This window comes from Deltaproteobacteria bacterium HGW-Deltaproteobacteria-18, assembly GCA_002841885.1.
In the GTDB taxonomy this organism is placed as follows: Bacteria; Desulfobacterota; Desulfovibrionia; order Desulfovibrionales; family Desulfomicrobiaceae; genus Desulfomicrobium.
Map to the genome: position 1 here is coordinate 1 of PHBE01000007.1, position 24893 is coordinate 24893.

Genomic DNA, 24893 nt, shown 5'->3' on the forward strand with positions numbered 1-24893 from the left:
AGGTGGTGCGTGGGGTGAGTGAAGAACTGCAAGGGGTGCAGGGGGTGAGCCCCCTGCCCGCCGGAGGCATGCCTTTACCGTGGCGTCGTGGCCTTCTTGGTCTTGGCTGTGGGTATGGCTGTGGTCGGGTCTTCGGGCCAGGGGTGTTTGGGGTAGCGTCCGCGCATTTCGGCGCGCACGAGGGGGTAGGCGTTTTTCCAGAACGAGGGCAGGTCGCGGGTGACCTGCAGGGGGCGTCCGGCCGGGGAGAGCAGGTGCAGGACCAGGGCGTGGCGTCCGTCTGCCAGGGTGGGGGTGGTGGCGCAGCCGAACATTTCCTGCAATTTGACCGGAAGTACGGGGCCGGACTCGGGGCTGTAGTCGATCTTTCGTTTTGCTCCGGTGGGTACGGTCATGAATTCCGGTGCCAGGCGGTCCAGTTCCCGCGATTTGTTCCAGCCTATCATGGCCTTGATCGCCTGCAGCAGGTCGATTTTACCCAGATCCGCGCTTGAGCGTGCTCCGTTCGCAAATGGACCGAGCCAGTCATCGAGGCCATGGAGCAAGGCTTCGTCCGACACGTCTGGCCAGCTCTCCGGGTCCAGGCCGCGCAGGAACCGGATCCGGTCCCGGAGGTTTTTGCAGTCCTCGCTCCAGTTCAGGCTCGAGAGGTCTTTTTGTCCCTGCAGAAGAACCCTGGTCACGGTTTCGGAATCGGGAAGCAGCTTTTTTTCCCGCACGCAGAGCGTATCAAGCATGATTTTACGCAGGCTGACGACCCGGTCCTTGAGTGGGTCGAAGCGTACGTCGTCTTCTTCCCGGAACTGCTTTCCGAAGTGCGCCTGAAGCTGGGTCCACGAAAGCGGGGCTGACTGCCAGATTTTTGCTCCAGCCGCGTCTCCGTCCAGATCGGCGATGGCCAGAAATTCGTTTCCGGCCAGGGCGCTCGGTCCGGGCCATACGGCTTTGCGGCCGCTGGTCAGGCGGTAGGAACCATCGTCCTGGCGGCGGGCGATGCGGTCCGGGTAGGCCAGGGCGGTAAGGATTCCGGCGGCTTCGGGATCGGGCTGCTCCAGGACGACGGAGGCGAGCCGTGCGATCTGTTCCATGCTGGCACGCAGGGTGTCTTTGCGTGAAAGGGAATGGGGATGAATACGGAGCGTGTCGCGCAGGTCCGAGGAGCCGCGCATGCTTCGGCCCGGTTCACCCAGGATTGCGGCCAGATAGGCGGCGGTGGGGGCGAGGCCGTGTTTTCTGGCCGTGAGCACCATGTGTCCCAGGCGCGGATGCAGGGGCAGAAGCGCCAGTTCTCGGCCGTGGGGGGTGATGCGTCCTTTGTCGTCTACGGCATTGAGGCTTCGCAGCAGATGCAGCGCGCTTTTGTAATGTCCGTGCGGGGGCGGCGTGAGCCAGGCGAGGGAGCCTGGATCGGGCGTGCCCCACAGGGCCAGGTCAAGCGCCAGCGGAGCCAGATCGGCTTCGAGCATCTCCGGAGCGGGGAAGGGCTTGCGGCTGATCTCGTCGGACGGGTCCCAGATCCGGAAGCAGACGCCGGGCCCGGTGCGTCCGGCCCGGCCCCGGCGCTGCGTCACGGTGGCCAGGGAGGCCGGTTCCGTGACCAGCATCGTCATGGAACTTTTGGGGTCGAAGCGCGGCAGCCGTGAGAGTCCGCTGTCGATGACGATGCGCACGCCTTCGATGGTCAGGGATGTCTCGGCAATGGCTGTGGCCAGAACGATCTTGCGCGTGCCGGGAGCGGGCGGGGCGATGGCCTTGTCCTGCTCGGTGGCGGTCAGGGCCCCGAGCAGGGGGTGAATTTCGACTCCGGCTCCGGGGTTTTCGAGCAGCTCCGCCGTGCGCCTGATTTCGCGGGCTCCGGGCAGGAAAGCCAGAATGCTGCCCGGTTCCGTGGCCAGGGCATGTTGGATGGCGCGGGACATGCGCTCTTCAAGGAAGCGTCCGGACGGGCGCAGATAGCGGGTCTGAACTTCATGCGGCTGTCCAGGGCAGTCAAGGATCCTGCACGGCGCGAGAAGCTCGGCTACGGCTGTCACGTCCAGGGTGGCGGACATGACCACCAGGCGCAGGTCCGGCCGCAGGGCGGAGCGGACCTCCAGGCACAGGGCCAGGCCCAAGTCGGCCTGCAGACTGCGCTCGTGATATTCGTCGAAAATGACGCAACCGTATCCCGAGAGCTCTGGATCGTGCTGCAGCATGCGGGTCAGGATGCCCTCTGTCACCACTTCGATCCGCGTGGCGCCTGAAACCCGGATATCGAGGCGGGTGCGATAGCCCACGCGCTCGCCGGCCTTCTCTCCCAGCAGGCCGGCCATGTGACGGGCCGCAGCCCTGGCGGCCAGGCGTCTGGGTTCGAGCATGAGAATCTTGTTTCGGCCCAGCCAGGGAGCGCCGAGCAGTGCCAGAGGGAAGCGCGTTGTTTTGCCGCTGCCCGGAGAGGCATGAACCAGGCAGGCGGTTTTTGAGGTCAGGGTGCGTGCAAGTTCGGGCAGGATCGCGTCGATGGGGAGAGGGGGCATTGCCGCCGGATCATATCGGGAAGCGGACATGGCTCAGAACAGGGCGCGGCATGCGAGCAACGCCATCATTGCGTAAAGTCCAGCCAGCCCGTCGTCGATCATGATTCCCCAGCCGCCGGGCAGCCAGCGTTCCGAGGCCCGTACCGGCCAGGGTTTGATGATGTCGAAAAGCCGGAAGAACACAAAGGCCGGAATGATCCAAAGTGTGTCCGACGCGGCCAGCGGCAGCAGCGTGATCCACTGTCCCCAAAGCTCATCCAGTACCACGCAGGAAGGGTCCTTGCAGCACAGGCTCTTTTCGGCCCGGCCAGCGCACCAGCTACCCAGCGGGAAGAGTAGCAGCAGGATGGCAATGCGGCCCCAGATCGGCAGCGGCAGAAAGAGAAAAGGCGCGAGGAACGCCGCGACCAGGGAGCCCCATGTACCGGGGGCCTTGGGCATGCGTCCGGCCGCACCGAGGGTGGCCAGGTTCAGCGGCAGCGTTTCGAGCCAGTTCCCTTTGTCCTTTGTTTTTTCAGGCATCAGCTACTCCGATGGCGCCGATTTCGAGCAGGCAATTGAGAACCGAGCGTAGCGGCAGGCCGACCACGTTAGTGTAGGAGCCCTGCACCTCGTCGACCAGAAAAGCGCCGATACCCTGGATCCCATAGGCCCCGGCCTTGTCCATGGGTTCGCCCGTGCCGATGTAGGCCTGGAGCATGGCCCGGGAATTATCGGCCATGTGGACCCGTGTGGTCACCGTTTGGCAAAGTGAGATCCCGTCGCCGTGATGAAGCACGCAAAAGCCGGTCATGACCTGGTGCCAGCGCCCTGAGAGCGAAGAGAGCATGGCCAGCGCGTCATCGGGATTTCGCGGCTTGCCCAGGATGTTCGTGCCCTCGACCACGATGGTATCGGCGCTCACGACCACCTTGTCCGGATGTCTGGCCGCGATGTCCTGGCCCTTGATGCGGGCCATGCGGGCCGCGTAGTCCGCCGGGGCCTCTCCCGGTTCGGGGGCCGGTTCTTTCAGGGCGCTGGGCACGACCTCGAATCCGAGGCCCTGCCCGGCCAGGAGCGCTTGCCGCCGGGGCGAGGCCGAGGCCAGGAGCAGGGGCCTGCGGACACGAAAGGGTCCCTGGCTCAGTGGGCCTTTGCTCATTTGTCCTCCGGCGGGGCGATGAGCGCGTCGCGCAGGGCTTCGTCCAGGGTGGGGTGGGCGAAGATGTGTTCGTGCGCCGTGTGAGCGGTCCAGCGATCGCGGACCATGATCTCCGCCAGCGTGACAAGATGGGATGCGCCATGGCCGACGGCGGTCACGCCATGCACGACCCCATCCACCCAGGCGATCTTGACCAGACCCTGGGCCTGGCCGTGGGCCTGGGAGATCGGGTTGGCGCCGAGATTGGCGCGGGAAACTTTCACGGCCTTGCCCTTGGCCGCCAGTTCGGCGGCGGTGTGGCCGGCGCGCATGACTTCAATGGATCCATAGATGCAGCCCGGGATGGGGCCGGGATTGTATGGCGCGTTGGTTTCGCCCAGGGCGTGCAGCACGGCGTGGCGTCCCTGATGCTCGGCGGCGTGGGCCAGCAGGGTGCGGCCATTGACGTCGCCGATGGCGTAGATGTTTGGCGCTGCCCGCAGGAAGTCGTCGGTGGTGACCCAGCCGCCGCCGGTCAGGGCAATGTTTGCGTTTTCGAGCCCTAGGCCGGGAGTGTTCGGCTTTCGTCCGACGGCAACCAGGGCTTTCTCGACTCGGATTTCCGTGCCGTCCTCCAGCCGGACCATGACCGATTCGCCTTCATTGACGAGCCCGGCCACGCGTTTGCCCGTGACGATGTTCCATTTTTTGCGCTTGAGCATGCCGTGGAGGGTTTGCGCGATTTCTTCGTCTTCGGCAGGGGCGATGCGGGGTGCGGCTTCGATGACATGGATTGAAGTCCCCAGACGGTGCCAGAAGTCGGCCATTTCAAGGCCGATGGCCCCCGCCCCGATGACCGCTAGGCTTGCGGGCGCTTCGTCGAGATCAAGAAGATCGGTGGAATCGAGAATCCGCGCGTGGTCGGGTTCAAGTCCGGGAAACCAGTTCGTGGTGGAGCCTGCGGCGATGATCAGCGTGTCGAAGCCCAGGGTCTGTTCGGTCTCGCCGGTGATGCGCAGCGTGTTTTTATTCAGCAGGGAGGCTTGACCTTGGAACAGGGCGACCCCATTTGTAGTGAGGCAGCAGGACATGGCCTTGTGGGTCGCCGCGACAAAGGCGTTCTTTCGTTTTTTGAGCGCCCCCATGTCCATCTGCACGGAGCCGCTGCACAGGCGCAGGCGCGACTGGGCGCTCAGTCCCTCCAGGTGGGCTGTGGCTCCAAGATAGATCTTGGTGGGGATGCATCCCCAGTTGAGGCATGTCCCGCCGAGGTTTTGCTTCTCGATGAGGGCGACGTTTTTTCCTCTTTGACTGGCGAGCAGAGCTGCGGCATAACCGCCCGGACCTGCTCCTATGACAATGATGTCAAAATGGCTCATGTGGATTCCCGTGTGGCTTAATTGATGGGCATTCAAGCTGAAGCGCGAAATCCTAATCGGAAGCAGGGAGGAACTCAACCCTTGGCGCAACCTGTGCGCTTCGGCCGTAACCAGAGCTGGACAGGTGTCCGGCCTTTTTGTTTGGCAGGGCGGGTTGGCGGGGATTCCAATACCAAAATACTCGGATTTACAAGTCGCTTGCCTCTTCGTCATGGCGGAGAGGATATGGAGATACGATGCAGGAGAATTTGAAAAGTCAGAGCGGGGCAAAGCGAAAGGGAGTCGCTTCGCTTTTTGACGATTACGAAATCAAGGACCTTTTTCGCAGATACATCCAGCTCTTGATAGTTGTCGAAGTGCTGATCTTTCTGGTCTGCTGGGTTTACCAGTTGGGCATTGACGAGGTGGCGGTGACCGGAAAGCCCGTGGATGTGCCTTTTCCCTGGAAGGCTTATTTTCTGGTCTCTTTCTCGGCTCCTGTGGCCTTGACGTTTCTGGTCGGCATAGTGGTAGTGGCCTTCAACTCCTTTCTTTACGGACAGAAAAAAGGGACTGTGTTCAAGGAAACCTCGGCCGGAGGTGCTACGAGCAGGTTGGCCAAGGCTGCCAATTTCTGTTTTCAACTCCCCTTTTTGCTGACTCTTCTGTTGCTGGGCGTATTCATGGGCATCGTCTATAATTTGGGCTCGATCATGGATTATCTGGGCCGTTTCGGCGAGGCTGCGGCCAGAGTCATTCTGATCGGGCTTGGCTGCGTGCTTGTGGCCGGGACCATATTCGGGATCGTGCGCATGATTCTCAACTACAAATTGCGCAAAAAGAACATGGAATACGATTACAAGCGGGAGGTCATGGACCGCCTGGGCATCGCAATCCTGGACGAACGCACTATGATCGACAGCCAGGGGCAGGTGGTCGGGCCGCGCAATATCGAGATCTCCGCCGCCGGACAGGACGTGTTGCCGCCCGCGACGTCGGAATCCACGGTTTCCGAGAAGCCGGATTGCCGCTGAAGAGTCTTTGATTGCCGTCCAAAAGGGAGTAATTCCTTGCATAACAGCCCGGTTTTTCCGGGTTTTTTTGCGTCTTGTATCTTGCAGGCCAGTTTGATGACCTTGGCCGACGGGATTAATTCGCTTGAAAATCCAATTTTTGTAGCATTCGCTTACAGACGTGTCGTGTATGCATGAATGCAAAGTAGTGAATGTTTACCTGCTCTTGGGATAATGTGTATGAAAACAGTCCGAAATAATTTGTCGACTTATTGGGTCTGAAATCAAAATGATATTTACACATTGTCATTTCTAGGCTAGCCGGATTGCAAGAAAATTTAGCAAGTAAAGTGAGTCTTTGGCATGATTTAGCAGGTTTGAGTGTTATAAATGCTCATCTGAATTCATTCCGACATCATGTGTAAGATTGGCTTTTGGCGTAACCTAGTTGGTAAGGAGGGCGTGTATGATTGAGTATTCTGCCTGGGATTGGGGCATAGGCTCCAGAACCGTGGCCGACCTATCCGAATGTGATTGCGACGTTGAATGGCGCGAGGAAAACCAGGTCAGTCCCGATGGCGAAAAGGTGGCGGCCGTGGTCAAGACCGGCGAGATGGAATTCAGCGTCTGTGTCAACGGCACATGTTGGGAGCCGAGGTATGAGCGCATCTGGTATTTGCGCTATTCTCCCGATGGACGCTTGGCCGGATTGGCCTGCGACGGGGATTGGACCTTGTGCGTGGATGGTGAGCCTTGGGAAGATACCTACAGTTTTCTCTTCAACACGCTGTTTTCCAAGGATGGCTCGGTCATCGCCTGTTGCGTAGCCGATTCCATGACCTACGGAATGGTGGTCGAAGGAGTGCCCTGGGAAACGCTCTTTCCGAACGCCAACAATTTTGTGCTCAGTTCCAACGGCAAGCGCAGTGCAGCCGTGGTTCAGACCGTGCCTCTGGGACAAGCCGACGTGTTCAAGTTCAAGGAAGGTGCCTATTCCGTTGCGATTGACGGCACGCCTTGGGACGTGAACTTCGTGAACGTCTGGACGCCTCGCTTCAATGCCGACAATACTTCGGTCGCGGCCCAGATTCGACACACGCTCTTCGATTACACCATTGTCGTTGATGGCAAGCCCTGGGCGGAGAATTTCAATCAGGTCTGGGAACCACTCTTTCACCCGGTCAAGAACTCTGTGGTCGCGCCAGTACGCCTGGCAGGCAAATGGGGAATGGCGCTGGATGGCAAGATCATCTGGCAGCCTACTTTCTTCCAGGTCTGGCAGCAGCAGTTCAGCCCTTCCGGTGACAGGCTCGCCGCCATAGTCTGTCCCAAATACGGACGCTGGACACTGGCCGTGGACGGCACCCCCTGGAACACGACTTTTGGCGACATGGTCATGGACATGACCTTCAGCCCCGACGGTAAACGTCTGGCCGCCCTTGGCAAGCAGGATGGCAAATGGACCGTATTCTCCGACGACAGGGCTTGGAGCAGCCACTACGATATGTGTTATGCTCCTGTTTTTTCTCCGGACAGCAAGCATGTCGCCGCCAGAGTGGAAAAAAATGGCCGTTTCACCATTTCGGTGGATGGCAAGGATTATGGCCAGGGTTTCGATCAATGCTTTGACCCGACGTTCAGCCCCGATGGAAGCAGGATTCTCATTCGCGCCATCGTGGACGGAAAGTACCAAAGAATTGTCGAGTCCGTAGCAAAAATTATCGGATAAGGAGGCTAGACATGCAGGATGTCTATTTATTGGTATCTGGCCCCCTGGCTTGGGCTGCCTGGATTATTTTTGTTCTTGGATCAATATACAAAATCTGGTCGACACTGAATACAGCGAAAAAGAAAGATCAGGTTTTACTTAACTATATCTCATTCAAATACGGATTGAGATCCATCATCAACTGGTCAATTCCTTTCAATACGGTCAATATGAGGTTGAACCCCATTTTTACCGGAGTGGCATTTTTCTTCCACATTGCTTTTTTTGTGTTGCTCATATTTGTTTCCGCGCATCAAATCATGATCGAGGAAGGATTCGGTATCGGCTGGTTCACCATTCCTGATTTTGTGGCCGACATTCTGGCCTTTGCGGTCATTGGCGCGTGCATCTTCTTTGCCGTGCGTCGGGTCATTCGTCCCGAAGTGAGCTATGTCACCGATTGGACGGACTTTGCCCTGCTCGCCCTTGTGGCGGCGCCCTTTGTGACGGGATTTTTGGCCTACCATCAGCTTGGTAATTACATGCTCATGGTCGTGCTGCACATGGTTTCGGCAGAGCTTCTGCTTGTGGCCATTCCCTTCACGCGTCTCAGTCATATGCTGCTGGCTCCTTTGACCAGAGCGTATATCGGGTCTGAATTCGGCATGGTGCGCCACGTCAAGGATTGGTAAAAAGAGGAGAACGCTATGAAAGAACGCGTCTGGATAAAAGACGAAGGTGTTGAACGGGGGGCTGAGAAGCTGACCCCGGAGAAGATCGAGAAGACGATCAACGCGGTGCTTGGGAACGAAGCCGGTGCGCGAATGAAAGCATATGTCGAGACATGCGCGCACTGCGGGCTCTGTTCCGAGGCCTGCCATTTCTTTCTTTCCCGCGACCGCGACCCGCGCTTTTCCCCCGTGGGCAAGGTCAAACAGACCATCTGGGAAATGCTTGACAAGAAGGGCAAGGTTTCCGTTGAATTCATGAAGCAGGCCACTCAGATAGCGCAGACTGAATGCAATTTGTGCAGAAGATGCGTGCAGTATTGTCCTTTTGGAATAGATATTGGCTATATGATGACTATGGTGCGTCGTATTGTGCACAAGCTGGAACTTACTCCTTTATATATCCAAGATACTGCACATTCTCACTCCGCGACCATGAATCAGATGTGGGTCAAGGATGACGAGTGGATCGACGCCCTGATCTGGCAGGAAGACGAATTGCGGGAGGAATTGCCGAGCGCCCGCATCCCGCTGGAAAAGGAAGGCGCCGAGATCATGTACTCCGTCATCGGACCGGAACCCAAGTTCCGCACCCAGCTTATCTACCAGGCTGCGGCTATTCTGAACGAATCGGGGTGCGATTGGACCATGCCAGCCACTCCTGGCTGGGACAACTCGGATATGGCCATGTTTACCGGAGACTCGGAAATGATGGCTCGTCTGAAAAGGACGCATTTCGAGACTGCGGCGCGACTCAGGGTCAAAAAGATCGTCATGGGAGAATGCGGTCATGCATTCCGGTCGGTTTACGATACAGGCAACCGTGTTCTGGGATGGCAGATGCCGCCCATCCCGGTTGTCCATGCCCTTGAGTTTTATTGGGATTTGCTTAATGCAGGCAAAATCAAGGTTGCCAGGCAGATAGAAGAGCCGGTGACGTTTCATGATCCGTGCAACGTGGTGCGTGGGCGAGGTCTTCATGAAAAAGCCAGGGAAGTTGTACGCGCTTTCTGTCCAAACCTGGTAGAGATGCACCCCAACAGAGAACACAATATCTGCTGCGCGGCTGGCGGAGGAGTTATCAATTGTGGTCCGCCTTTCAAGAACTCTCGCGTCGAAAGCAACAGTATCAAGGCTGAGCAGCTCAAAGCCACTGGGGTCCGACTTTGCATAGCTCCATGCCACAACTGTCACGGCGGACTTGAAGACATTATCCATAAATACAAGCTCGGCATGGAGCTCAAGTTCCTAGGGGAAATTATCTATGATTGCATGGAAAAACCAAATGCTGTCTAGGGGTGAGCAATGAGACATATACTATACAGATACTTCATTTTCTGCTCTGTCGTGCTCTGCGTCACGTTTTGCAGTATTTCGGCTTTTTCTCAGGACGACACCTACTTGAAGGTCGACGCCTTTGGAAAAATGGAACGTCCGGTCAGCGCATTTGATCATGATGACCACAATGACAAGGCTGCTCTGGAAGATTGTTCAGTGTGCCATCATGTTTACGAAGATGGAAAACTCGTCGAGGGCGAGAGTTCCGAGGACCAGGGTTGCGCCGACTGCCATACGCTCAAGGCGCAAGGCAGCCAGCCAGGACTCATGATGGCCTACCACAAACAGTGTAAGAGCTGTCATATCGAATCCAAAAAGGGTCCAGTCGCTTGTGGCGAATGTCATGTAAAAAAATAACAGGTTCTATATTTAATTGCCTGTACCGGCCTTCGCTTGAAGGCCGGTTTTTTTTGAGAAAATTTCATTTTTTTTGGCTTATCCGCCTTGCGCTGTTGGGCTCACAACATTTTGCAGCAAATCAAATATTCTTTAATATTTATATAAAAAACAGATTGTTGCGTAGTGCTATCTCTTTGCTCCGGGCCGTGAAATTTTGGGTTTTCGTAATTCCAAGTGATTGTGAAAAAAGGGATTAGCTATTGACGACATTGCCGTAATTCTATACCTCCTAGGTCGGAATAAATCATACCGGAATAGTCTGCTTAATCTCAATTTTTTTGGGGGAGTTTAGGAACGGGCGCACACGGTCTGATTTTTTTCCGTTTCAAGGAAGGTGCTGGGGGGACGGCCTCCGGGCTTTGGAGGTTTCCGGAATTTTCCGGAGCGGATTTCAACAAAGGAATTTTCACATGGAGAAGGGAAGACCAATGCTGCGATGGGTTGGAATCCTGTGCGTAAGCATGGCTGTGGCTGGATTCGGTCTGAACGCTCTTGGGGGAAAACAGGAATCGGTCGAAACGAAATTAATGGGCGCGGATCTGATTTCCATCGACACGCTCAAGAAGTTCGGCGATATCGATTATCCTGTGGTCCGGTTTGAGCACGACAAGCACACCAAGGCTGTGGAGGGTAAGTGCGAATCCTGCCATACAGTGACCGGCAACACGGTCACGGCCAAGTTCAAGCGTCAGGAAGATACGAATGCCGCGGAAATCAAGGCCATTTATCACGACAACTGCATCAAGTGTCATGAGGACACGACCAAGGCCGGCAAGAAAAGCGGTCCAGGCAGCGAACAGTGCCGGACCTGCCACGCAGGGCCTGCGGAGTCGCCACGGACTTTGATCTCGTTTGATAAATCCCTTCATTACCGCCACTCGTCCTCAAAGATGGTTCTTCCTGCCCCGGGGCAGAAGGAGAACTGCTCCAAATGCCATTCCCAGGACAAGCCCGAAGAGCGTAATCTCGCTTTTGCCGAGAACAAGGATCAGGCCCATGAAAAATGCCTGTCCTGCCATATGGAAATCGGCAAGGCTCAGCAGCCTACCGGGCCTGTGGAGTGCGCCGGCTGTCATGACGCCGGTGTTCGTGCCGGATTCAAGAAGGTCGCGGATGTGCCAAGGCTTGAAGCCGGCCAATCCGACTACGCGCTGCTCATGGCCGCCACGGCCAAGGCCGGAACCGAGCCCAAACTGGTCAGTACCGTGCCCTTCAATCACAAGTTGCACGAAGAAAAGAACGAGAACTGCTCGGTCTGTCACCACAACGCTTCCTCCAAGGGTGTGATCCCCTGTTCGCAGTGCCATACTTCGCTGGGCAAGGAAGAGGGCGGATTCATAACTACCGATCAGGCCATGCATCGCGTGACCGCGCAGGCCAGTTGCGTGGGTTGTCATACCCAGGCCCAGGCCAAGCCGGAGTGCTCCGGATGCCATACTTTCATGGGTAGAACCGGTCAGGGCACCGAGGCCAGCTGCGCCAAGTGTCATGTCGAGATCAATGCCGGAGCGGAACTGCTCGAGAGCAAGACTGCCCGGAACAACACCGCTGCGATGCTCATGAACTCCCGCGTCAAGACCGATCCTGAAATCAAGGTGAACGAGATTCCCGAGATCGTGGAGATCGGCGTGCTCGCCAATGAATACCAGCCCGGCAAGTTTCCGCATCGCAAGATCGTGCAGAAGATCATGGACGGCATGAAGGATAGCTCCATGGCGGCTTATTTCCATTCCAGCCCCAACGCGGTCTGTTCCGGTTGTCACCACAACAGCCCTGCGTCCGCAAATCCTCCCAAGTGTGCCAGCTGTCACGGCAAGGTCGCGGATTGGAAGGATGGCGCCAAGCCTGACCTGAAGACCGCTTACCATCAGCAATGCATCGGTTGTCATAGCGAAATGGGCATCCAGAAGCCGGCGGCCACTGCCTGCGCGGAATGTCATGCCGTAAAGCAATAACCTGCCCGGAAGGTCGCAATAACGAGGAGCTACTATGAAACGCAGAAAATTCATTGGCATGCTGGCTGGCGCAGGAGCCTGTTTGGCGGCGTCTTCGGCCACAGCCGGTGGAACACATCATTTTAAGGGATATCCCGAAAGCTTCGGGGTGCTGTTCGACAGCACCAAGTGCATCGGCTGCAGAAAATGCGAAGCCGCATGCAACAAGGTCAACGAACTGCCCGCACAGCCGGTCCCCTTCGACGATTTGACTGTAATGGACAAGAAACGGCGTACGCACCACGACACCTTCACCGTGGTCAACAAGTACGAAATCGGCAACAAGCCGGTATATCGCAAGCAGCAGTGCAATCATTGTCTTGAGCCTGCCTGCGCCTCGGCCTGTTTTGTCGGCGCCTTCGTCAAGGACAAGACCGGCGCGGTGCGTCACGACGAATCCAAGTGTGTGGGTTGTCGTTACTGCATGATCGCCTGTCCCTTCGAGGTTCCGACCTACGAATACCACGATCCGATCACCCCCCGTGTGCGCAAGTGCACCATGTGCCAGCCCCGGATTGAAGAGGGAAAGCTTCCGGGTTGCGTCGAAGACTGCCCCAAGGGAGCCCTGGTCTTCGGGCGTCGCGAGGATCTGCTGAACATCGCCCGGGAACGTATCCGCAAGCATCCGAACATTTACATTGATCACATCTACGGTGAACGTGAAATGGGCGGAACAAGCTGGATGTATATCTCCGCCGTGCCGTTCGAGAAAATCGGCATGCGTGAGGATCTGGGCATCACTCCTGCCCCGGAATTCACTTCCGGCGCATTGTCCGTCGTTCCGGCCATCGTGGGCCTGTGGCCCATGTTTTTGACCGGAGCTTACGCCCTGACCAAACGCCGGGAGAAGATTGCCGAGGAAGAGCAGCACCATGCCGTGGCCGAGGCCGTGGCTGACGCGCAGGCCGAAGCGGCGAAGAAGACGAAAGCGGCCATGGACAAGGCGGAACGCGATAAGCAGGCTGCCATTGATCGAGAAGTGAAAAAAGCGCTCAAGGAAGCGGAAGAAGCCCGGCTAAAGGCCGAAACTCCCGCTGATCCGAGTGAGCAATAAGGAGGAGTGTTGATGTCTCACCACACCACACCAAGCAAGACATTCTGGACTCCGGCGAATATTCTGACTGCCGTCATCCTGGTCATCGGGCTGGTTTTGACCGTGAAGCGATTCACCATGGGCATCGGGTCGGTGACCAACCTGAGCGACGACAATCCCTGGGGTATCTGGATCGGCTTCGACCTGCTCTGCGGCGTCGCCCTGGCCGCCGGCGGATACACGACCTCCGCAGCCGTGTACCTGTTCGGCATGAAAAAATATCATTCTGCGGTGCGTCCGGCAATTACCACCGCATTTCTGGGCTACGCATTCGTCGTCTTTGCCCTGCTCTACGACCTGGGCCGCTATTACCGGCTGCCCTATCCGCTGACTATCTATCCCGGCCCCACCTCCTTTCTTTTCGAAGTAGGTTTGTGTGTGGCCCTGTATCTGACCGTTCTCGCCATCGAATTCTCGCCCGCGCTGTGGGAAACCCTGCGCTGGAAGAAGCTTCGGTTCTGGGCGCATAGCCTGACCCTGGTGCTGACCATCTTCGGCGTTGTCCTGTCCACCCTGCACCAGTCTTCGCTGGGCGGCCTGTACATGCTCGCGCCTTCGAAGCTGCACCCGCTGTGGTACTCGCCCTATCTGGCGCTCTTCTTTTTCATTTCAAGCATTCCAGCTGGTCTTTCAATGGTCATTTTCGAAGGGGGCCTGTCGCACAAGTTTCTGCATCACAAGATGGATGAGACTCACATACAGGAAGCTCCCGGCGTGACTCTGGGTTTCTCCAAGGCTGCGGCAGTGGTTCTTTTTACCTATTTCAATCTGAAGTGGATCGGCGTGGCTCTGGACAATAACTGGCACCATCTCACGACGGGCTGGGGCGCCTGGTTTCTGGTTGAAATGCTCGGTTTCGTGCTCGTGCCTTGCCTGATGTATGCAATGGCTGCCCGCGAAAAAAATCAGAAGCTGGCCTTTTATGCATCCATCGTCACCGTGCTGGGAATCGTGCTCAACAGGCTCAATATCTCGCTGGTGGCCTTCAACTGGCAACTCCCGGCCGAAGTCCGTTATTTTCCTTCCTGGGAAGAGATCATGATCACCGTATTCATCGTCACCCTTGAAATCACCGTGTTGCGGATCTGCCTGAACAAGCTGCCGATCCTGCATGAACACCCTGAATTCAAGGGCGCGCACTAAAGGAGGCTGAAAGATGGAATTCATGACCTATCATGACTTCATGTTCTGGACCAAGGGCATGGCCTATGTCGGCATGGGCATTGGTCTGGTGGCATTCGTGGCCTTCTGGCTGTTCGTGTCCGAAAGGGACGTGGACAAGTTCGCTGACACGGAAGAAGAATAGGCTCGGTCCTTATCCGACCAATGAAGGAGTAATCTATGTATGAGATATTGACTGGCCCGCTGCTCTGGCTTGCCTTTGCGGTATTCTTTTTCGGCCTGGCCGCCCGGGTGGTGATGTATTTCATGGGTCTCGACTGGAGACTGGACCGTGTGGCCTACAAGCCGCACATGGGCTACGGCCTGAAGGGTGCCTTCAGGTCCGTTTATCGCTGGCTGCTGCCCTTCGGGACTTACAGCTGGCGGGCCAAGCCCATTTTCACGGTCATGTTTTTCGCATTTCACATCGGGCTCGTGATCGTGCCCCTGTTCCTGGAAGGGCACGCGGTCATGATCAGGAGCGGTCTTGGAATCGATTGGCCGGCCATGCCGCAGCTGCTCGCTGACGTTCTGGCCATAGCAGCCTTTCTGGCCGGCCTTGGCATTGCGGTTCGCCGTCTGCTTCTGCCTGAAGTGCGCATCCTGACCGACATCAAGGATGTCATGCTGCTGGTGCTGATTCTGACCCTGCTGGGCTCCGGCATCATCGCCACCTATCATACCGCCAACTATTCGTTCTGGATCACCCTGCACGTACTGTGCGGCGTGATTGTGCTGCTCGCAGCCCCTTTCACCAAGCTGTCTCATATTGCGCTGTTTTTCTGCACGCGCATTCAGATCGGCATGGATTTCGGGATCAAGCGCGGCGGAATGAAGTCCAATTTTGACTGGTAAGCCAAGAGGAACACGATATGCCCGAAGGTACAATTTGTAATAAGAGACCCGTTGCCACCCGGGAGGACCTCGATGCCCTCTTGGCCGACAGCAACGGAAAGAAATACTACGCGGAAATGGAAGAACTGGATGTAGATGCCGAGAAGCTCTGGGCAACCATCCAGAAAACAATGAAATCAAGAACCAAGACCTGGCTTGATATCTGCGCCCATTGCGGACTCTGTGCCGACAGCTGCTTTCTGTACAGCGTAAACGGCCGCGATCCCAAGCAGGTTCCCTCGTACAAGATCCAGTCCACGCTTGGTGAAATCGTCAAGAAGAAGGGCAATGTGACCAACGAATTCATGCGCATGTGCATGGATACGGCCTGGTCCAAGTGCACCTGCTGCAACCGTTGCGGATCCTTTTGTCCCTACGGCATCGACATGGGCGTCATGTTCGGCTATCTGCGCGGATTGCTGCATTCCCAGGGTTTCGTGCCGTGGGAACTCAAGATTGGTTCCGGCATGCACCGTCTCTTCCGCGCGCAGATGGACGTCACCGTTGAGGAGTTCGTGGACACCTGCGAATGGATGGTTGACGAAGCGCTGGAGGAATGGCCTTGCCTGGAAATTCCGGTGGACAAGGAAGATGCCGACATTGTCTATATGATCAACGCCCGCGAGGCCAAGCATTACCCTGAAGACATCGTCGAGGCGGCCATCCTGTTCCACGTCGCCGGTGAGAACTGGACCATGCCCTCCGAAGGCTGGGAAATGACCAGTCTCTCCATGTTCGCCGGTGACTGGGAAGCCTGCAAGATGCAGGTTGAAACCGTGTACGGAGCCATGGAGCGTCTGCGCCCCAAACGCATGGTCGCCACGGAATGCGGTCACGCCTACCGTGCCACGGTCATCGAAGGTCCGTACTGGGCCGGTCGGCCCGATGGACAGCCTCCTGTGGAATGTCTGCACTACGTGGAATGGGTGGCCGAAGCCCTGGAAACAGGCAAACTGAAGATTGATCCGGCCAAGAGAATCAAGGAACCGGTCACGCTGCAGGATTCCTGCAACTATGTGCGTAATGCCGGGCTGCGTGACTGCGGTCGAATCATCATGAAACATATTGCGGAAGACTTCCGTGAGATGGCTCCCAACAAGGAACACAACTATTGTTGTGGCGGTGGTGGCGGATTTAATGGTATCGGACGTTATCGTAAACAGCGCAACGTCGCGCTGAAGATGAAGCGTGAGCAGATTCTGGCTACAGGTGCGAAGTTCGTCATTGCCCCCTGCCACAACTGCTGGGATGCCATCCGCGATCTGGAAGAGGAGTTCGAGATCGGTATCCGTTGGAGCTTCCTGAAGCCGATTCTGATCAAGATGCTGGTTGTTCCGGAACATCTCTTGCCGCAGGAATAAGTCTGTCCAGACAACGGCATGCCGCTTTTATGGCGGCATGCCGCAAACAGAACGGGAGTTGACATATGTTTACAAAGATTCTGTTCGCCACCTCCGGCTCTCCCTGTTGTGATGCCGCAGCGCGTGTCGCGTTCGATTTGGCAGCGCGTTATAATGCCAAACTTTTTGTCTATCATGTGCTGGGTGTTCCAAGCCGTGGCTTCAGTCAGGTCGTTGTTGACGTGAGAACTGGCGAAAAGGTGGAGTTGGACGAGGATTACACATTGTGGGTCAAGGATGAACTCAAAAACACCTATGACCGTCAAATGAAGAGCGGAGTCGATTGCGAGATCGAGACCGCAGTAGGCATTCCTCACCGCGAAGTGCTGCGCAAGGCACGCCAGGAAGATGTGGATCTGATTGTCATGGGTGCCAGCACCACCGGCTGCGAGGCCGATGCCGATGCATATCAGCGTCATTTCGCAGGTTCCACGCTGCAGCGCGTAGCCAAGGCCTCCAAGGCCCCGGTCCTGGTGGTCAACCGTCCGGTGGCCTCTTTTTGGGGCGGGTTCACAAATATTGTCTTCGGTGCGGATTTTTCCAAGGCATCCGAGCATGCCTTCAAGTTCGCGCTCAACACGGCCAAGGAACTGGATGCCAAGCTGCATGTTTTCCATGCCATCGATATCGGCTCTACCCACAGCCTCATTTCCCAGAAGGACCTCGACGACCAGATGATCGAGGCCAGGGACCGGATGCGCCGCAAATATCTCATCCAGACCGGCGATTTCAAGAATGTCACGGCCGATATCTGGGAAGGCATCCCGTATGTCGAAATCGTCAAGTACGCCCGTGAGAAGCAGGCCGACCTGATCATCATGGCGCACCATTCCAAGGACGTCAGCGATGAGGCCTCCGCCTTTGGCCATACTCTGGAGCAGGTGCTGCTGCGCGCAACCTGTCCCGTGGCTTCGGTCAATCGTCCGGATAAAATTCAAACTGTATAACGTGTAATCGTGATTGGGGGTGTAAGATGGGCAAGAAGATTCTGATCATTGATGACGATCCCAATATCGTCACGTATCTGGAAGACATTTTTCAGGACGCAGGCTACGCGACCTGCAAGGCTTCCGATGGAGCCGACGCACTGGCCGTGGTCAAGGAAGAGAAGCCCGATTTGATTACTTTGGATCTGGAGATGCCAAAGGAATGGGGTCCTCGTTTTTACCGGGAGTTGAGCCAGGACGATGAATGCAGCAACATTCCGGTAATTGTCATCAGCGGCCTGTCCGGCAACAAGTACGCAATACAGAAAGCCGTGGCTTCCTTCACCAAGCCTTTCGATCGCGAAGAACTCCTCAAAGTCATCAAGGAAACAATTGGTTAGCCGCAACTCAAACTTGAAAAACCCTTGCTCGGCCGCCTAGGTGAAGCGAGCAAGGGTTTTTTGTGGCAAAACATATGCATGACATCGTAATTTCCGAATCCATCGTGATCATAACCCAGGATCCTGAGCACGGGAGGGTCCTGGCGCATATTCTGAACGAATATGGCTATCAGCCCTCCAATTGCGATTATGACGACGCTCTTGTCACCGTTGGCGTGGTGCGACCGCGTCTTGCGGTCATGGGGATCTGTGATTGCAAGCTTGGCCAGGCATTGCTGCGGCAGCTTCGTGCCGGCTATCCTGAAGTGCGTTTCATTGTCCTGGTTCCGCAAGGCGAATACGAGTTGGGTCTGGATTTTCTGGCCGACGGAGCTTCGGATTTTCTTTACAAACCGGTGTCGGAGCGTGCCTTGCGCGTGACACTCGACCGGGCCCTGACTTTTCTCGACCTGCAGCAGGAGAACGGGGTCCTCAGAGAAAAAGGCAAGATACTCGAATCAAGTCATCAGCTTTGCCGCCAGCTCTTCGATGAAGTGCCGTGCTACATCTCGGTGCAGAACAGGGACCGCCGCATCGTGAGGGCGAACAGGCAGTTCAAACTGGATTTCGGCTCCTGCCTGGGTGAGCGCTGCTATGAAATCTACAAGCACCGCACCCATCCCTGTCCGCAGTGTCCCGTGGAGGAGACTTTTCGCGACGGCATGGTGCACCAGACCGAAGAGGTGGTCACCACGCGCAGCGGTCAGCAGAAGATCGTGCTGACCCTGACCGCACCCTTGCGTAACGAGAAGGGCGAGATCCATGAAGTCATGGAACTTGCCACGGACATTACCCAGATCCGCGAGTTGCAGGACCGCCTGACCTCGCTTGGACTTTTCATAGGTTCCATTTCGCACGGCGTACGCGGCATGCTTACCGCCCTCGACGGCGGTCTGTACCGCCTGGAAAAGGGCATCATGAACAATGACATGGAGCTTGTTGCCAACGGCGCCGAGCGCGTCAAGCTGATGATATCCCGGATTCGCAATTCCGTTCTGGAGATGCTTTACTACTCCAAGGACAGGGGCCTCAATATCCAGCTCATCGATGTGCGGAGTTTCGGTGACGGGGTGGCCAACTTTGTCGAGCCCAAGGCCACCAAAGACGATGTCAGGTTCCAAAAGGAATTTCATGGTGAGCTTGGGCGTTTTGAGATCGATCCCGAGGTCATCTCCGCCGGTCTGGTCAACATTCTCGAAAACGCAGTGGACGCGTGCATAGAGGATGAATCCAAGGAGCGGCATATTGTTTCTTTTCTGATTGAAGGAAGCAAAGACAAGGTTTCGTTCATCATTCGAGACAACGGGCCTGGAATTGACCGTTCCACACAGGAAAAAATGTTTTCCATGTTTTTCTCTTCCAAGGGCAGCAAGGGGACGGGGCTTGGGCTTTATATCGCAAGTGATGTCGTTCATCAGCACGGTGGAGAGATTCACGTCGATTCGACGCCTGGTGAAGGAACTGAATTTCGGGTGGATTTGCCCAGAAAGTATGTGCGAGTGGAAAATGGGGCAAATGGCGGCCAGAACGAGTCCGGAAAATCCGATGGCAACGGCTAGATCTTGAAAATTTGGAGGACCACATGCGCTTGACCACGCGAAGCCGGTATGGAACTCGACTGCTGCTCGATATTGCCCTGAATCAGGCCAAGGGTTGGGTCAACACGACAGACATCGCCAGACGGCAGAATATTTCACAGAAATATATTGAAAAATTGATCACTGGGCTTCGACGCGGGGGGCTCATCGAGAGCAAGAGAGGTCCTTTCGGCGGTCACAAGCTGGCCAAGCCAGCCATGGATGTCACGGTCGGCGACGTGGTCCGCGCCCTGGAAGAGAAAGTGGCCCTGACCCAGTGCGCCGAGGGGGAACCCATTTGCGGAGAATGTTCCCTGGCGGGCGAGTGCGTGACGCAGTTTGTCTGGATAGAAGCCAGCAACGTACTCATGCAGACTCTTGATTCCTACCGTCTTGGGGAGTTGATTGCCCGCAAGGGTTAAAAAGCGTCTTTTCACAGCGTTCAAGGCCGCAAGCCGTCCATATGGAACGGCTTGCGGCTTTTTGTCATTTTCCTGTTTTTTGCAGGACAAGCTCGCTTCGGCTGCGCTTGGGCACGTAGTGCACACCGGCTTCGTCCCGGTAATACTTGACCGAGCCGTCCGCAGGCATCTCCACGATGCGCACGTCTTCGACGGGTTTGCCAAGGGCCAGCACCAGACCAATCTCGATCTCCGGCGGCAGGGCAAAGTGCATGCGCAGCTTGTCGCGGTCAATTGCCCCGACCATGCATCCGCCCAGCCCTTTCTCAACCGCTCCAAGCAGCATTGTCTGGGCCATGATCCCCAGATCGAATTTGGCGAAATCCCAATCCTTGGCCGTGTTGAGCATTATGATATAGGCTGAGGGCCGTTCCGTTGGCGCGGGGCCATCCCAATCCTTCAGGTAGGCGGCCCATTTCAGGCAGTCGAAGATGGCTTGGTTGTCTTGTGGCGCGGTGCTCAAAATGAAGCGCAAGGGCTGCTTGTTCGCTGCTGAGGGACATATCCCGGCGAGATCCACAAGCTCTTCCAGGGTCGCCATGGAGATGGCGGCGGAGTTGTCGAATCTGCGGTAGCTGCGGTTTTTGAGGGCAAGATTTTTGAGCATGGGGGCCTCCTTAAATGCCGATGATTTTATGAGTGCGGACTATGTATCGTAGATACCCTCAAAGCGGGCTTTATAAGCTTGAAACGTGCCATCCTCGATGGCCTTTCTGGCATCCGTGACCACGGTCAGGAAAAATGCCAGGTTGTGGATGGTGTTGAGACGATATGACAGAATCTCCTGTGCCTGATAAAGGTGGCGCAGATAGGCCCTGCTGAAGTTGCGGCAGGTGTAGCAGGAACATTCGGGGTCGAGGGGGCTGTCGTCTTCGGTGTATTGGGCCCGTTTGATGTTGACCTTGCCCTGGGAAGTGAAAAGGGTGCCGTTGCGGGCGTTTCGGGTGGGCATGACGCAGTCGAACATGTCGATGCCGGCGTCGATGCCGCGTACGATATCGAGCGGAGTGCCAACGCCCATCAGGTAGCGGGGTTTGTCCGCTGGCAGTAGCGGGGCGCTGTGGTAGAGGATGTCCATCATCTCGGGTTTGGATTCTCCGACACTGAGGCCCCCCAGGGCGTAGCCGTCGAAAGGGATGTCCAGGAGCTGGCGGATGCTTTCTTCCCGCAGGTCCTTGAAGAATCCGCCCTGACCGATGCCGAAGAGGAGCTGGTCGCCGCTGCCCTCGGGGTACGCGGCGCGGCAACGGGCGGCCCAGCGCGTGGTCAGCCCCAATGATTTTTTGGTGTATTCGTGGTCCGCGCCGTAAGGTACGCATTCATCGAGGACCATCATGATGTCCGAGCCCAGGTTTTTCTGGATGGAGATGGCCTTTTCGGGCGAGAAAAAATGCTTGGAGCCGTCGATGTGGGAGGAAAAGGCCACACCGTCTTCGGAGAGCTTGCGCAGCACTGAGAGGCTGAAGACCTGGAAGCCGCCGGAATCGGTCAGGATGGGCCGGTCCCAGTTCATGAACTTGTGCAGTCCGCCGCGCCGGGCGATCATCTCGTCGCCGGGCCGCATGCACAGGTGATAGGTGTTGCCGAGGATGATGCGCGCACCGAGATCTTTCAGATCCTGGGGGCAGACGGCCTTGACCGTGCCCTGGGTGCCCACGGGCATGAAGATGGGGGTGGGGATGACGCCGTGGGCGGTGTGCAATTCCCCTGCGCGGGCCTTTCCGTCCGTGCTGTGTATGTTGAATTTTCCGATATGCATGTTTACGCTTTGTTTTTCGTTGTGGGTGAGGCGGAGCGGGAGGTAACCCCGGTCCGCGGACAGAGGTCCGCGAGTTCGCAGGCGTCGCAATCCGGCTTGCGCGCGGTACAGACCTCCCGGCCGAACAGGACAAGATAGTGGTTGACCGCACCCCAGCTTTCCTGGGGGAAAAGTTTGAGCAGATCCTGTTCGACCTTGTCCGGGCTGGTCTGGCGGGTCAACCCGAGGCGAAAGCTGATGCGCTTGACATGGGTGTCCACGGCGATGCCCGCGTGCACGCCGAAGGCATTGGACAGGACGACGTTGGCCGTCTTGCGGGCCACACCGGGCAGGGTCAGCATCTCTTGCATGGTGCGCGGCACTTGGCCGTCGAATTCCGCCACGATGCGCACTGCAGATGCATGCAGGTTTTTGGCCTTGTTGCGGAAAAACCCGGTGGAGCGGATGACGCTCTCGATCTGCGCCGGGTCGGCCTTGGCCATCTCTTCCACGGTTTTCCAGGTGGCAAACAGGCCAGGCGTGACCATGTTGACCCGCGCGTCCGTACACTGGGCCGAAAGGATCGTGGCCACAAGGAGTTCCCACGGGGTGGACCAGAACAGTTCGGTCCGTGGCGTGGGATAGCGCCGGGCCAGCCGTTCGCGAACGGCTCGGGCGCGTGCGGTGATGGATGAAACTTTCATGCGATGCTCCACGTGCGGACGGGTCTGAAGACGCCGTGCCTTGCCTGACAGTTTTTTTTCGCAACCTCAAGTTTTTTGCATGGAGGTAAAAATGGGACAGATTCTGGTCTACATGACGTTTCCGGATGAAGAGACGGCTCTACGGATTGGGCGGGCCTTGCTCGAACAGCGTCTGGTCGCCTGCGTCAACATCATGCCACAGGCGAAATCCATGTACTGGTGGGCAGACGAAATTCAGCAGGAGACCGAGGTCGTCATGCTGGCCAAAACCGTCTCGGACCTGTTCGAGGGGCTCAAGGCTTGCGTTCTCGGCCTGCATCCTTATGAAGTTCCTTGTATCGTGTCACTGGCCCTGGATCAGGGCCATGAGCCCTTTTTACGATGGATTGACGAGCAGACCCGTGACCGTTCGCAGAAATGACCCCAAAATCAGTTGACTGGGTTAAAAAAACGTTCATAGCAATGCGCAACGCATAATTGAGGAGGCTACCCCTTTTCGTGAGGTTTCACATACTGACTTTTGGTTGCCAGATGAATGTGGCGGATGCCGACTGGTTGACCCAATCCCTGGTCTCCAGAGGCTGGACCGAGGCGTGCGAGGCGGACGCCCAGATTTTCGTGGTCACAACGTGCAGCGTGCGGGAAAAGCCCGAGCAGAAGGTGTATTCCCTGCTCGGTCGTTTGAAGAGCTACATTGACCAAAACCCGGATGCTTTCGTGGCCGTTGGCGGTTGCGTCGCCCAGCAGATCGGAGAGGAATTCTGGAACCGGTTTCCTTTCGTCCGTCTTGTTTTCGGCACCGACGGAACGGCCATGGTGCCCCAGTCTTTGGAGCGGCTGACCGCGGATCCCGCGCTGCGGATAAGTCTGCTCGATTTTCTGGACCACTACCCCGAGCGCGAGCAGCCCGAAGGCGGCAATGTCCAGGCTCAGGCCTTCGTGAACATCATGCAGGGGTGCGATAATTTCTGCACCTATTGCATCGTGCCCTTCACCAGAGGGCGGCAGAAATCGCGCGGCTCCGATGCCGTCGTGGCCGAATGTGAATCCCTGGTGCGGCGTGGCGCCCGCGAGTTGACCCTGCTGGGACAGAACGTGAACAGCTACGGGCAGGACAGTCATGGTGATGGAACATCCTTTGCTTCCCTGCTGGAACGGATTTCCGTCATTCCGGGCCTCATGCGCCTTAAATTTACGACATCGCACCCAAAGGATATCGCCCCTGAGGTCGTGACCGCGTTCGGCAAATTGCCCAATCTTTGCCCGCAGCTGCACCTGCCCGTGCAGTCCGGCTCGGATGCCGTCCTGAAGGCCATGGGGCGTAAATACACCAGGGCGCGCTATCTGGACACTATCGGGGAGCTGCGCAGGGTTTGTCCGCAAATTGCGCTGACTACGGACATCATTGTCGGTTTCCCAGGGGAGACTCTTCAGGATTTTGAAGATACCCTGGAACTTATGCGCCAGGTGCGTTACGAATCCAGCTTCTCCTTCAAGTACTCGGACCGGCCGGGAGTGCGGGCCGAGAAGATGGACTTCAAGGTCCCCGAAGAGGAGAAGGCGCGGCGTCTGGCGGTCTTGCAGGAACTGCAGGACCGGATCACCGTCGAGGAGTTGGCCGCGCAGGTGGGCCGGGATGCGGAGGTGCTGGTCGAGGGACCGAGCAAGATGCAGGACGGCGAGCAATTTTTTTGGAGAGGCCGTGACGGGGGCGGACGGATTGTCAATTTCTCATCGCCCATACCTTGCCTGACAGGCAGAATGGTTCGCGTGCGCATCGTGGACGCGAAGAAACACTCCCTCGTGGGAGAGATTCGAGGTGAACCGTGGTAGACATGATGGTTTTCGGATTGGCACTGGATGAGGATTCGCAGATGCCCATCCTTATTTTAAAGGACACGTCGGAAGATATCATTTTTCCCATCTGGATCGGAGCCATGGAGGCCATGTCCATTTCAATGGCCCTGAACAAGGTCGCGGTGCCCCGGCCCATGACGCACGATTTGATTCTGACCATACTGGACAAGATGGAAGCGCGGCTTGTCGCGGTCGAGATCATTTCCATCCACGAAGGCACCTATTACGCCGAACTTGTGCTGCAGAGCGAGACCGGCGAGCGCCGCGTCGATTGCCGCCCCTCGGACTCCATCGCTCTGGCACTCAGGGCCCAGGTGCCGATCCGTGTTTCGGAGGAAGTCATCGCTCTCAACAAGACCTTGCAGAAAGGCGCTTTTCAGGAGGTTGTCACGGGCGAGGACAGCGACAAGTGGACGGACATCCTCTCCAAATACAGCCTGGACGATCTCAAGTACAAGATGTGACGCG

25 protein-coding genes are annotated in these 24893 nt (G+C 57.0%); 18 read left to right on the plus strand and 7 right to left on the minus strand.

The features are described 5' to 3' along the window. Nucleotides 1-74: 74 nt before the first annotated feature. From hrpB to CVU60_07000, 4 genes are read right to left on the minus strand one after another with little or no spacing between them, the layout of a single operon-like run. Nucleotides 75-2516, minus strand: a complete 2442-nt coding sequence (gene hrpB / locus CVU60_06985) for an ATP-dependent helicase HrpB (GenBank protein PKN42276.1) — start codon at nucleotides 2514-2516, stop codon at nucleotides 75-77. Between the two features lie 33 nt (nucleotides 2517-2549). Further along, entirely contained in the window at nucleotides 2550-3038 is a 489-nt protein-coding gene (locus CVU60_06990) for a phosphatidylglycerophosphatase A (GenBank protein ID PKN41957.1), read from the minus strand. Then, nucleotides 3031-3657, minus strand: coding sequence for a septum formation protein Maf (maf, locus tag CVU60_06995; GenBank protein PKN41958.1), 627 nt, complete (start codon nucleotides 3655-3657; stop codon nucleotides 3031-3033). The genes CVU60_06990 and maf overlap by 8 nt, the downstream gene beginning before the upstream one ends. Then, nucleotides 3654-5015, minus strand: a complete 1362-nt coding sequence (locus CVU60_07000) for a 2-oxoglutarate dehydrogenase (protein PKN41959.1) — start codon at nucleotides 5013-5015, stop codon at nucleotides 3654-3656. Before CVU60_07000 ends, maf begins: the two co-directional genes overlap by 4 nt. Nucleotides 5016-5251: 236 nt before the next feature. Between CVU60_07000 and CVU60_07005 the strand changes: the two genes are divergently transcribed. The 15 genes from CVU60_07005 (at nucleotide 5252) to CVU60_07075 (ending at nucleotide 20087) form a co-directional block, all read left to right on the plus strand. Further along, on the plus strand, nucleotides 5252-6028 hold the full coding sequence (locus tag CVU60_07005) for a hypothetical protein (GenBank protein PKN41960.1): 777 nt from the start codon (nucleotides 5252-5254) through the stop codon (nucleotides 6026-6028). A 445-nt stretch (nucleotides 6029-6473) separates the two neighbouring features. Further along, nucleotides 6474-7736: a hypothetical protein gene (locus CVU60_07010; protein ID PKN41961.1), complete on the plus strand. Its 1263-nt coding sequence runs from the start codon at nucleotides 6474-6476 to the stop codon at nucleotides 7734-7736. 11 nt (nucleotides 7737-7747) lie between these two features. Then, nucleotides 7748-8407 (plus strand): nitrate reductase, encoded by a 660-nt coding sequence (locus CVU60_07015; protein PKN41962.1) that lies wholly within the window; start codon nucleotides 7748-7750, stop codon nucleotides 8405-8407. A 15-nt stretch (nucleotides 8408-8422) separates the two neighbouring features. Beyond that, a complete protein-coding gene (locus tag CVU60_07020; GenBank protein PKN41963.1) occupies nucleotides 8423-9739 on the plus strand; it encodes a (Fe-S)-binding protein in 1317 nt (438 codons plus the stop codon). A gap of 9 nt (nucleotides 9740-9748) precedes the next feature. Next, nucleotides 9749-10138, plus strand: coding sequence for an acidic cytochrome c3 (locus CVU60_07025; GenBank protein ID PKN41964.1), 390 nt, complete (start codon nucleotides 9749-9751; stop codon nucleotides 10136-10138). 452 nt (nucleotides 10139-10590) lie between these two features. After that, on the plus strand, nucleotides 10591-12135 hold the full coding sequence (locus CVU60_07030) for a cytochrome C (GenBank protein ID PKN41965.1): 1545 nt from the start codon (nucleotides 10591-10593) through the stop codon (nucleotides 12133-12135). A 34-nt stretch (nucleotides 12136-12169) separates the two neighbouring features. Further along, the gene (locus CVU60_07035) at nucleotides 12170-13228 is read left to right on the plus strand and encodes a hypothetical protein (GenBank protein ID PKN41966.1); all 1059 of its coding nucleotides are present in this window, start codon (nucleotides 12170-12172) and stop codon (nucleotides 13226-13228) included. Nucleotides 13229-13240: 12 nt separating this feature from the next. After that, the gene (locus CVU60_07040; GenBank protein PKN41967.1) at nucleotides 13241-14410 is read left to right on the plus strand and encodes a Ni/Fe-hydrogenase cytochrome b subunit; all 1170 of its coding nucleotides are present in this window, start codon (nucleotides 13241-13243) and stop codon (nucleotides 14408-14410) included. A 13-nt stretch (nucleotides 14411-14423) separates the two neighbouring features. Beyond that, nucleotides 14424-14573, plus strand: a complete 150-nt coding sequence (locus CVU60_07045; protein PKN41968.1) for a hmc operon protein 4 — start codon at nucleotides 14424-14426, stop codon at nucleotides 14571-14573. A gap of 35 nt (nucleotides 14574-14608) precedes the next feature. Beyond that, a complete protein-coding gene (locus CVU60_07050; GenBank protein PKN41969.1) occupies nucleotides 14609-15283 on the plus strand; it encodes a hypothetical protein in 675 nt (224 codons plus the stop codon). Between the two features lie 17 nt (nucleotides 15284-15300). Beyond that, nucleotides 15301-16683: a hypothetical protein gene (locus tag CVU60_07055; protein PKN41970.1), complete on the plus strand. Its 1383-nt coding sequence runs from the start codon at nucleotides 15301-15303 to the stop codon at nucleotides 16681-16683. A gap of 65 nt (nucleotides 16684-16748) precedes the next feature. Next, the gene (locus tag CVU60_07060; protein PKN41971.1) at nucleotides 16749-17669 is read left to right on the plus strand and encodes a universal stress protein; all 921 of its coding nucleotides are present in this window, start codon (nucleotides 16749-16751) and stop codon (nucleotides 17667-17669) included. 26 nt (nucleotides 17670-17695) lie between these two features. Continuing rightward, nucleotides 17696-18049, plus strand: coding sequence for a hypothetical protein (locus CVU60_07065; GenBank protein PKN41972.1), 354 nt, complete (start codon nucleotides 17696-17698; stop codon nucleotides 18047-18049). A 74-nt stretch (nucleotides 18050-18123) separates the two neighbouring features. Continuing rightward, entirely contained in the window at nucleotides 18124-19647 is a 1524-nt protein-coding gene (locus tag CVU60_07070) for a histidine kinase (GenBank protein ID PKN41973.1), read from the plus strand. Between the two features lie 23 nt (nucleotides 19648-19670). After that, nucleotides 19671-20087: a hypothetical protein gene (locus CVU60_07075; protein ID PKN41974.1), complete on the plus strand. Its 417-nt coding sequence runs from the start codon at nucleotides 19671-19673 to the stop codon at nucleotides 20085-20087. 64 nt (nucleotides 20088-20151) lie between these two features. Here the strand turns inward: CVU60_07075 and CVU60_07080 are convergent, their stop codons facing one another. Genes CVU60_07080 through nth form a run of 3 tightly spaced genes read right to left on the minus strand, consistent with a single transcriptional unit; the run spans nucleotide 20152 to nucleotide 22568 of the window. After that, a complete protein-coding gene (locus tag CVU60_07080; protein PKN41975.1) occupies nucleotides 20152-20733 on the minus strand; it encodes a nitroreductase in 582 nt (193 codons plus the stop codon). Nucleotides 20734-20772: 39 nt separating this feature from the next. Then, entirely contained in the window at nucleotides 20773-21885 is a 1113-nt protein-coding gene (locus tag CVU60_07085) for a tRNA guanosine(34) transglycosylase Tgt (protein PKN41976.1), read from the minus strand. Nucleotides 21886-21887: 2 nt separating this feature from the next. Then, complete coding sequence (gene nth, locus CVU60_07090; protein PKN41977.1) at nucleotides 21888-22568, minus strand: endonuclease III; 681 nt, start codon at nucleotides 22566-22568, stop codon at nucleotides 21888-21890. Nucleotides 22569-22659: 91 nt separating this feature from the next. Between nth and CVU60_07095 the strand changes: the two genes are divergently transcribed. The 3 genes from CVU60_07095 (at nucleotide 22660) to CVU60_07105 (ending at nucleotide 24889) form a co-directional block, all read left to right on the plus strand. After that, nucleotides 22660-22989: a divalent-cation tolerance protein CutA gene (locus CVU60_07095; GenBank protein PKN41978.1), complete on the plus strand. Its 330-nt coding sequence runs from the start codon at nucleotides 22660-22662 to the stop codon at nucleotides 22987-22989. A gap of 77 nt (nucleotides 22990-23066) precedes the next feature. Next, nucleotides 23067-24401, plus strand: a complete 1335-nt coding sequence (locus tag CVU60_07100; GenBank protein ID PKN41979.1) for a tRNA (N6-isopentenyl adenosine(37)-C2)-methylthiotransferase MiaB — start codon at nucleotides 23067-23069, stop codon at nucleotides 24399-24401. After that, nucleotides 24395-24889, plus strand: a complete 495-nt coding sequence (locus CVU60_07105; GenBank protein ID PKN41980.1) for a hypothetical protein — start codon at nucleotides 24395-24397, stop codon at nucleotides 24887-24889. The genes CVU60_07100 and CVU60_07105 overlap by 7 nt, the downstream gene beginning before the upstream one ends. Nucleotides 24890-24893: the final 4 nt, after the last annotated feature.

Coding starts and splice junctions, on each gene's coding strand:
- hrpB (PKN42276.1), bottom strand. CDS start 2,516: ATGCCCCCTCTCCCCATCGACGCGATCCTGCCCGAACTTGCACGCACC.
- CVU60_06990 (PKN41957.1), bottom strand. CDS start 3,038: ATGCCTGAAAAAACAAAGGACAAAGGGAACTGGCTCGAAACGCTGCCG.
- maf (PKN41958.1), bottom strand. CDS start 3,657: ATGAGCAAAGGCCCACTGAGCCAGGGACCCTTTCGTGTCCGCAGGCCC.
- CVU60_07000 (PKN41959.1), bottom strand. CDS start 5,015: ATGAGCCATTTTGACATCATTGTCATAGGAGCAGGTCCGGGCGGTTAT.
- CVU60_07005 (PKN41960.1), top strand. CDS start 5,252: ATGCAGGAGAATTTGAAAAGTCAGAGCGGGGCAAAGCGAAAGGGAGTC.
- CVU60_07010 (PKN41961.1), top strand. CDS start 6,474: ATGATTGAGTATTCTGCCTGGGATTGGGGCATAGGCTCCAGAACCGTG.
- CVU60_07015 (PKN41962.1), top strand. CDS start 7,748: ATGCAGGATGTCTATTTATTGGTATCTGGCCCCCTGGCTTGGGCTGCC.
- CVU60_07020 (PKN41963.1), top strand. CDS start 8,423: ATGAAAGAACGCGTCTGGATAAAAGACGAAGGTGTTGAACGGGGGGCT.
- CVU60_07025 (PKN41964.1), top strand. CDS start 9,749: ATGAGACATATACTATACAGATACTTCATTTTCTGCTCTGTCGTGCTC.
- CVU60_07030 (PKN41965.1), top strand. CDS start 10,591: ATGGAGAAGGGAAGACCAATGCTGCGATGGGTTGGAATCCTGTGCGTA.
- CVU60_07035 (PKN41966.1), top strand. CDS start 12,170: ATGAAACGCAGAAAATTCATTGGCATGCTGGCTGGCGCAGGAGCCTGT.
- CVU60_07040 (PKN41967.1), top strand. CDS start 13,241: ATGTCTCACCACACCACACCAAGCAAGACATTCTGGACTCCGGCGAAT.
- CVU60_07045 (PKN41968.1), top strand. CDS start 14,424: ATGGAATTCATGACCTATCATGACTTCATGTTCTGGACCAAGGGCATG.
- CVU60_07050 (PKN41969.1), top strand. CDS start 14,609: ATGTATGAGATATTGACTGGCCCGCTGCTCTGGCTTGCCTTTGCGGTA.
- CVU60_07055 (PKN41970.1), top strand. CDS start 15,301: ATGCCCGAAGGTACAATTTGTAATAAGAGACCCGTTGCCACCCGGGAG.
- CVU60_07060 (PKN41971.1), top strand. CDS start 16,749: ATGTTTACAAAGATTCTGTTCGCCACCTCCGGCTCTCCCTGTTGTGAT.
- CVU60_07065 (PKN41972.1), top strand. CDS start 17,696: ATGGGCAAGAAGATTCTGATCATTGATGACGATCCCAATATCGTCACG.
- CVU60_07070 (PKN41973.1), top strand. CDS start 18,124: ATGCATGACATCGTAATTTCCGAATCCATCGTGATCATAACCCAGGAT.
- CVU60_07075 (PKN41974.1), top strand. CDS start 19,671: ATGCGCTTGACCACGCGAAGCCGGTATGGAACTCGACTGCTGCTCGAT.
- CVU60_07080 (PKN41975.1), bottom strand. CDS start 20,733: ATGCTCAAAAATCTTGCCCTCAAAAACCGCAGCTACCGCAGATTCGAC.
- CVU60_07085 (PKN41976.1), bottom strand. CDS start 21,885: ATGCATATCGGAAAATTCAACATACACAGCACGGACGGAAAGGCCCGC.
- nth (PKN41977.1), bottom strand. CDS start 22,568: ATGAAAGTTTCATCCATCACCGCACGCGCCCGAGCCGTTCGCGAACGG.
- CVU60_07095 (PKN41978.1), top strand. CDS start 22,660: ATGGGACAGATTCTGGTCTACATGACGTTTCCGGATGAAGAGACGGCT.